This is a genomic window from Liquorilactobacillus mali KCTC 3596 = DSM 20444, assembly GCF_000260415.1.
GTDB lineage: Bacteria > Bacillota > Bacilli > Lactobacillales > Lactobacillaceae > Liquorilactobacillus > Liquorilactobacillus mali.
The window spans coordinates 1-3,035 of record NZ_BACP01000078.1 but is presented as its reverse complement, the minus strand read 5'-3'; the positions used below and the strand labels follow the sequence as shown (position 1 = coordinate 3,035).

The 3,035-nt window shown below is 37.5% G+C and carries 5 protein-coding genes; all 5 read left to right on the top strand.

Going from position 1 to position 3,035, the window contains the following annotated elements; genetic code table 11:
- A partial coding sequence (gene mobV / locus GSM_RS14450; protein ID WP_040538359.1) for a MobV family relaxase occupies window positions 1-948 on the top strand: 948 nt, incomplete at its 5' end.
- A 578-nt stretch (window positions 949-1,526) separates the two neighbouring features.
- On the top strand, window positions 1,527-1,682 hold the full coding sequence (locus tag GSM_RS13485) for a ribbon-helix-helix protein, CopG family (protein ID WP_010078410.1): 156 nt from the start codon (window positions 1,527-1,529) through the stop codon (window positions 1,680-1,682).
- 72 nt (window positions 1,683-1,754) lie between these two features.
- Window positions 1,755-2,438, top strand: coding sequence for a replication protein (locus tag GSM_RS13480; protein WP_003690980.1), 684 nt, complete (start codon window positions 1,755-1,757; stop codon window positions 2,436-2,438).
- A complete protein-coding gene (locus GSM_RS13475; RefSeq protein ID WP_003690981.1) occupies window positions 2,428-2,613 on the top strand; it encodes a hypothetical protein in 186 nt (61 codons plus the stop codon). Before GSM_RS13480 ends, GSM_RS13475 begins: the two co-directional genes overlap by 11 nt.
- Window positions 2,614-2,897: 284 nt before the next feature.
- Window positions 2,898-3,035 (top strand): plasmid recombination protein (locus GSM_RS14865; protein ID WP_010078409.1); only part of this gene is annotated, 138 nt, incomplete at its 3' end.

The window sequence follows — 3,035 nt, the reverse complement described above, 5'->3', positions numbered from 1 at the left end:
GTGGCTGGGCGCACTGATAACTTTAAAACGGATATTGAAGCCTATATCAACGAAAACAAAGCGAGTAAGCGGGTAGTTCGCAAAGACGCTGTTTTAGTCAATGAATGGATTATAACCAGTGACAAAGATTTTTTTGAGCAATTAGACGAAGCCGAAACCCGTAAATATTTTGAAACAGCCAAACAATATTTTGCAGATAACTATGGTGACGAAAATATTCGCTATGCAGTTGTTCATATGGACGAGAAGACCCCTCACATGCATATGGGCATTGTGCCCTTTGATGATGATAAAAAGCTCTCAGCTAAGCGTATATTTAATCGTGAAGCCTTACAGCACATTCAAGAGGAATTACCACAGTACCTCAAAGAAAATGGCTTTGATGTTCAACGTGGTAACAAAAATAAAGAGCGTAAGAATTTATCAGTACCCGAATACAAAGCTATGCGGGAAGAATTGAAAAAAATAGAGACCGAAAAACAAGAGACACAAGCAAAGCTTGCAGATACTAAAAAACAGCTTGATGAAATCAGACCACGGGATACCAAGAAAATTGCTAGTAAACCCACCTTGATGAATAAAAATAAAGTCACGGTTGATAAATATGATCTCGCTGATTTGGAACAAAGGGCGGTGACTAGCGACGCTTATAACTTTGAAAAAATTCATCTGGAAGTAGAAAATCATAGTTTACGTAATGATTTGAGTGAAGCCAAGGGCCGCAACTATGAACTGAGAAAAGAAAATGAGCGATTGCAAAAACTAGTAGGAACGCTTCAAGGCATTATACGAAATGTTGATGAGTTTCTACACAAAAAACTAGGTATTAATTTACCTGAAAAGTGGCTAGAGCGTGCAGGACTAAAAGAACCGTCTAAAAAAGCCCCTGAAAACTCACAGGAACTCGACAGACATAAATCTGATGAATTAGGCGGTCCACATCTTTAAATCGCTTATACGAGCTTAAAATGGCGTTTAAGAGCTTAATTTACCATCTCGCTAGATTGAACGTAGTTAACTTTGTGTCCGTCAACGGTAAATCGACGTAGGGCGTTTTATAGCCCGCTGGGCTATTAGACGCCCTAGGAGGCTTTAAGGAGTTGATAGACTAGCGGATAAAACACTTTTGCGCATGCAAAGAAAAGCACACCTGCTTTTTTTGCCTGCCCCACGGCGAGTGCGGGGTGAGTTTGAGCGGGAGCTCCCGCTCATTTATGGGGTCAAGCTGACACAGCTTGCGGGTGTGGGCGGAGCCCATATTTTGGTTTGAGTGGGATAAAATTTGAGCGAAAAACATGGGGGCACTACGACCCCCCTTTTAAGTGCCGAGTGCCAATTTTAATTAAAAACTGTCTTTAAGCCTTTTATATCAACGGTTACAGAGTTTTATATCTCGGCGAGTTTTTGGCGAGTTTTTAGCGAATTTTTAGCGAAATTGAGGTTTTTAGCACGTATTGTTGACAATAATGTTGCAAAAATGCATAATAGTGGTGTACCTAAATTTAATTTAGTTTGGAGTAAAAAATATGGCTACAAATAAAAAAAGAATTACGGTCAGTCTCACTGAAGACCAATATTCTACTTTGGAGAAGCTTGCAAAAGACAAAGGTTTTTCTAAGTCTGCGATTCTAGCTTTAGCTTTAGAAGATTATTCAAGAAAGGAATTAGAACAAAAAAAATAAGCGAAAACTCGGCTTGGGCAAGACGAAAGTTTCCGCTAGACATTGTTGTTCTAACAAGGTTATTTTACCATTATGGCAAAAGACAAATCAAGATACTTCACCTTTTTGTTATATCCCGAATCTATTCCAGATGATTGGAAGTCGAAATTAGAATTAATTGGTGTTCCAATTGCTGTTAGTCCATTGCATGATAAAGATAAAAGTACTGTGCCAGGACAAGATTTTAAAAAGCCACATTATCATGTTGTCTATGTGGCTAAAAACCCAGTTACTGCTGATAGTGTTCGATACAAAATTAAACAGCTTCTAGGCGATCAGAGTATTGCCAAAGTACAAATAGTCATCAGAAGTATGACAAGTATGTATCTATATCTTACTCATGAGTCGAAAGACGCTATCGAGAAGAAAAAGCATAAATATAATAAACAAGATATTACGCTGATTAATAATTTTGATATTGATAGATATATATCGCTTGATGTGGAAGATAAAGACGATATGTTGAATACTGTGTGTGATTTGATTGATGAATATGGGATAGCTAATATACGTGAATTGAAGCGTTTTGTTAGAGTTCATGGTAATGAACATGGGCTTCCTAGTATGAAAATAATTAACTCTGTTTTGCGTGCGCATACCGCCTTGGTAAGGCTGTATTTTGACGCAGTCTATCAAGAACGAAGATATGGCAGGGGCGATATTGATAAAGAAACGGGTGAAATATTGAACGATAGGGAGACTAGAGATGAAAAATAAAATTATTACTTTTGTTGATGTTGTTGTACGCATATTATTTGCTGTTTTTGGTGTTTATCTTTTAACAAAATATAATTCTGATAACACCGTTAAATTTGCAGGTTATAGCATAATAATTTTTAATATTGCTACTACATTTTTTGATTCCAATTATCATAAAAATAAAACCTTGTAAGTTTAATTTGTAATCTAGGTTTTAAAACTGACTGTATTTTAGTCAGTTTTTTTGTGTTTAAGCTGACATCAGCTTGCCCCGCTCGGGTAGAGTTCTGCATGAAATGCGCTCGCTATGCAATAGCCCGCCGGAGTTTTTTCTAGCCGGATAATAGGCGTAGAAAAATAGCAGTTCTCCCAGTAGGAAGGGAGAATGCTACTACCTCGTAGAGCCCACACTTTACCTTGTAAAGTATAGTGGGTTATACTTTACTTGGAAGATAACTCCGAAATGAGGTGCATACAATGAGTTTTGCAGTGGCTAGAATGACGAAATTAAAAGCTGATAATTTAGTCGGCATTGGCAATCATGACCAACGGAAAACGACTAATCACAGCAACGAAGATATTGATGTTTCCCGCTCTCATCTGAATTATGATTTA